The sequence below is a fragment of the Providencia sp. JGM181 genome (genome assembly GCF_018257375.1).
GTDB lineage: Bacteria > Pseudomonadota > Gammaproteobacteria > Enterobacterales > Enterobacteriaceae > Providencia > Providencia lanzhouensis.
This window is the reverse complement of the sequence record NZ_JAERJY010000195.1, coordinates 1-4,915: the sequence shown is the minus strand read 5'-3', so window position 1 is coordinate 4,915 and position 4,915 is coordinate 1. Positions and strand designations below refer to the sequence as shown.

The 4,915-nt window shown below is 36.9% G+C and carries 3 protein-coding genes and 1 pseudogene; 3 read left to right on the top strand and 1 reads right to left on the bottom strand.

Annotated features, from left to right (window positions below; genetic code table 11):
• The first annotated feature begins 117 nt into the window (after positions 1 to 117).
• Complete coding sequence (locus tag JK188_RS16355; RefSeq protein WP_036951064.1) at positions 118 to 1,104, top strand: fimbrial protein; 987 nt, start codon at positions 118 to 120, stop codon at positions 1,102 to 1,104.
• A gap of 140 nt (positions 1,105 to 1,244) precedes the next feature.
• Positions 1,245 to 1,898 carry a response regulator transcription factor gene (locus JK188_RS16350; RefSeq protein ID WP_036951066.1) on the top strand — a complete coding sequence of 218 codons (654 nt, stop codon included), beginning with the start codon at positions 1,245 to 1,247 and terminating at the stop codon, positions 1,896 to 1,898.
• Here JK188_RS16350 and JK188_RS16345 read toward each other — a convergent pair.
• The gene (locus JK188_RS16345; RefSeq protein WP_249216036.1) at positions 1,876 to 4,749 is read right to left on the bottom strand and encodes an ATP-binding protein; all 2,874 of its coding nucleotides are present in this window, start codon (positions 4,747 to 4,749) and stop codon (positions 1,876 to 1,878) included. The two genes, JK188_RS16350 and JK188_RS16345, sit on opposite strands and share 23 nt — an antisense overlap.
• 84 nt (positions 4,750 to 4,833) lie before the next feature.
• On the opposite strand from JK188_RS16345, the pseudogene JK188_RS16340 reads away from it, so the two are divergent.
• Positions 4,834 to 4,915: pseudogene (locus tag JK188_RS16340) on the top strand (ribonuclease E/G); the annotation flags it as partial.

Genomic DNA, 4,915 nt, shown 5'->3' with positions numbered 1-4,915 from the left:
ATAAAGTCATCCAACATGGTATTAACGTATATTGATGATTATGGAACACCAAAACTATTAAATTACACCTGCCAAAGTGCAACATGTTCATTAGTTAATGAAAAATAGGAAGAGATCATGACACCCTATTTTAATAAAGTAGTATCAATTATTATAATTTCGCTTTCGTTTTTAAGCTTTAATGCACTTGGAGCCGTAGCAAACTGCAAACCCGCGGCTGGTGGAACATCGATACAACAAGATATTAAATTTGATATTACAAGCAATAGTAGCGCTATAACAACCGGAACACAATTAGCGACTGCATTATCTTCTTTTATGTCTTTACAATGTGATTTTACAGGAAGCGTAGCTACACCTAATCACGTTTATTTTAAAAATGTTGTTCCTCAACAAACTAAAACACTATTAATAAATAGCGGCGTTACCGTTACTCAGCAAAGCGCAATTGGTGGGGGTACAATTGCAACAATTACCAACGCCAGCGTACCTAATATTGACTTAGGATATTGGAGCCAACCTTCAGTAGGCACTGCTGTAAATATTGGTATCATGTATAATTTTGCCGTCCTAAAAGGTAGTAATGCATTAAAACCATTTGATACAGGTAATTTTTTATTAGGTTATCATGAAGATTATCAAGGTAAATATATTGGTGCTCCTGTATATGCACATATCATTGGTAATTTAACGTTACTCTGCCCTACTCCTGAAGTCAGTGTGACTACATCAAATGGAGGAACTGTTGGCTTTGGTACTATTTCGCCAAAACAAATGAATGCTGGGGAAGTTGTCAGCCGTACATTTAATATAGGCATGTCAGTTCCACAAAATTGTGAAACAGGGTTAAATGTATCTGTTCGATTTGAACCAAATAATAATTCTATATTGGGAAATAAATACCTTGATATGGGAAATGGATTACAGACCGTAATTAAAAGTAATTCAACCGAACTCGAATTTAACCAAAATTATGCTATTGGCGAAATTAAACCGCAAGCACCTGTAAATGTGCCATACACTGCAACCTTAAGTCAAATTAGCGGGCGCTCAATTACGTCTGGTCCATTTTCTAAAACAATACGTGTCGTAGTTTCTTATTAGTAATTCGAGGCATCTGTGATAACTGCGTTTTTATCATTAATGCCTTTCTTTAAAAATAGCCCTAAATAGACGATCGTTATTTGACATTTTTTGGGTGTTGCTGTACTAAGTACAAGTACACATAATAAGGAGTAACTTAGATGAAAAAGTTAACCTTAGCCTTAGTTGATGACCACCCGATTGTCTTATCAGGCTTAAAAGAAACACTATCCCAATCACACAACTTATCCATCGAAGGTGCATTTACCAGCGATGCTGAGTTGTTTTCTTTTTTAAATCACCATACTGTTGATGTCATTGTTACTGACTATATGATGCCCAATAACACGCAATCAAGTGATGGGCAAAATTATATCCAATTTCTACAGCGTAAATACCCAAATACAGCGTTAGTGGTATTAACGATGATATCTAACCCAATGATTATTCAAACGTTATACGATAACAATGTCAATGCGGTTGTCTCGAAGGAAGCGCCACTGCCAGAGCTAATCAAAGCCATTACCTTAGCGGGTCAAGGAAAACAATACCGTCAACCTATTGCAGATTTAACGACAACAATAAAAAGCCGTAAAGCTTCGACCCTTGATGAAAGAGTGAAAACACTCTCGCCTCGAGAGTTAGAAGTATTGCGCTTATTTGTTCAGGGAAAACCGATTGTTGAAATCGCCAAATTGCTCAATAGAAGTGATAAAACCATTAGTCTGCAAAAAAATGCAGCCATGCGTAAATTAGGTGTTGAAAATAACCAAGCTCTAATCAGTTATTGCATTACACACCATTTGTTTGACTAAGCTTATTTAGCCAAAACGTTAATTCATCGCAAATCACTTTATAGGTATCGGCTATGTTTAAGTTTGGTTTTTCCATATTCAACAACTCTTCAAGCACGTGAAGTCTACTAGCAAGTTCACGCTGTTCCACGCTCACTAATGCGCCCCGAATACGATGTGACAGCTGTTTTACTGCCTCTATGTTATTATTTTTCACCGCTTCGCAAAGATCATGAATATCAACAGTAAAATGTTGAATAATATTATCTCGGTCATTGCTATCAAGTGGGTTAATAAATACCATAGTGGCAGAATCAGAGAGAAGCGTAGAAGAATAGGTAGGGAAGAAACGGTTGAATAATTGCGCTAAAGTATCTAGTTCAATTGGCTTAACTAACCAGGTATCCATCCCTGCGGCTAAACAGCGTTCTTCTTCATCCTTCAAACCATTTGCCGTAACACCAACAATCGGGCAAGTTTCACCTTCACTCCGCAGCTGTTTAGTTAACTCATACCCATTACGGTAAGGCATATTGACGTCAGTTAAAACAATATCAATGACTTCATTATCCCAAATAACTAAGGCCTCTTCGCCATCGCTAGCCATAAAGACTTCGCAACCAAGTAATTCTAACTGCTCTTGCAGTATAACCTGATTTATTGGGTTATCTTCTGCAACTAAAACACGCAATGAGTATTCATTCGCATAAGATGGTGTCTGTTGAATTGGACAGCTTAAAGGCAATATTGAATTTTCATCATTTTGCAGTAAAAAAAGTTGTTGATTTAATTCAGATAAACGGAAGCTTGCTTCATCACTTATCCATATTTTCCCTTGCCAATTTTTAGGTAATGAAAAGTTCTCGATTAAAATACTTACGGCAATGACCAATGATGAGTCTTCAGGCAACTCAGCCTCTGTGAAATAGACTTTTGCTCCCCAACGAGTTAGCCAATCATACACATTGTTGGTTAGTAGAGGATCTATTGTCCGCAGCCAAATATGTGAACCCGTTAAACTCTTCCAATGTATATTGTTGTGATCTAGTTCTAACGGCAATGTCACTTTAAAAGAGCTACCATGCATCAGCTCGCTTGCTACGCTGATTTCGCCCCCCATCAGCTTGACTAATTTTGAGCAGATAAATAAACCTAAGCCTGTTCCTCCGTAGGTATGGTCTCCAGAGTGTGCTTGATAGAAAGGTTCAAATAACTTTTCTTGTTCTTCTTTGCTAATTCCAACGCCAGTATCGTTTACAAACAATATGATATTGTTATTGTCACCATTTTTTAATTCAATCGTCACTTTACCATGATGTGTAAACTTAATAGCGTTACTGACTAGGTTACCAAATATTTGTTGTAATCGTGCTGAGTCACCAATTCTAATGGCATAGATATTAGGATCAATAATGGCAAATAACTGAAGTTTCTTCTGTTGAGCTAGGCCTTGATATAACTGAACGGTTTGTTGTATTAAATCGAGTAGGTCAAATGACTGGTGTTGAATATGAATTTGATTGGCTTCTATTTTACTGATATCAAGAATATCCCCGATAAGATGCATTAATAAATGCGATGTTGTAGACATTCTATCAAGAAAATGTTTTTGCTTAGGAGTTAATGCTGTATTTTCTAATAATTCTAATGTCCCAATAATACCATAAAGCGGAGTTCGTATTTCATGGCTCATCGTGGCTAAAAAGGTTGATTTAGCTTGGTTAGCTTCTTCAGCTAAACGCTTAGCATGATTAAGCTGTGCTTCTGTTTCTGCTTGTATAGTGATATCAGTAAATGCACATAAAATAACTGGGCGTTGCTGATAATGGGTTGCAGTGCTAACAATATAGATAGCGTGCTTCCCTGATTTCAAAACAGTCGTAACCTGCTTCTGATCAGAAATAACACGGCGAAGTAATTCATTATATTCAATAGAATCATAAGGATGAGAAGTATCTGGAATTTTTAACCAGTGCTGAGCTAGTTCATTAGCAAAACGAAGTCCTAGTGTTTCTTTATCAATAACACAAAGCCCTATCGGTGTGGTTGCAATCAATGTTTGATTGAATTCTTCACTTTCTAAAATAACTTGTTGTGAATGTACCGCAGGCTGTAATATTTTTTTATGGTACCAATGTTTATAACCCCAGCCGCAGAAAATACTAAACAGAAGAGATATAACAAGGCTAATTGGCAACCATAAGTTATCTTCAAAAAATGCGGCATAACTAATTCGGTAATAGCCCACCCAATCTGTATTTTCAAAACTTAATTTCATCACCAAGCCATTTTGTGTATAAAAAATACCTTCTAATGGCTCAACAGGAACAGCTGACTCTCCCAATAATAGGCCAAAATCTTCATGCAAAAGCCAGAATTCATGCCTCAATGTTGGGTTTAACATTTTCTCTAGCATACTAAGATGATCTTTACTTAACAGAGAAACTGCATAAATATCTTTTGGTGAAAGATGAGCACTTTGCCACAAATCAGCATTGAAGCCTGCTGGAACAATGCCCATTAAATTATTTTTAAAATTTTCTGCTTTTAGCCAAATAACTGGGGGTTCTTGCTCGTCTTGTTTTATATCAGCAAACTGCTTATTTATTAATGATAAATTTTTTCTAACACTATCGGTTACTGAGCGAAATAATTCAGGCGAAATAGCCTCTCCCCCCATTAAAGTACCAACCGATGGAACGCTAATGCTAATATAGTCATGCTCGTTAACAAAAAATACAGCAGCGGCTGGATAGTATGAGCGCCCCCAAAATGTGGAGTAAAAATCTGCTAAATAAGCCCCTAATGAAAATAAAATACTCGGAACTCTGGAGCACTCTAAATTGGTTCCACAAGCTAAAGTGAATGGCATAGCAACGATAGACTCTTTACCTTCTAATAGTCTTAATGGCCATTCTTTCGGTAAAAATTGGTCATTGATGGAGTAAGTTCGACTTTCAAGCCGGGAGCTTCCCATGTTGGCGTGTCTCAGCGTATTGATAGTGAAGAAGAAAGAGAGCGTTTAAAAGAGTGCGTCG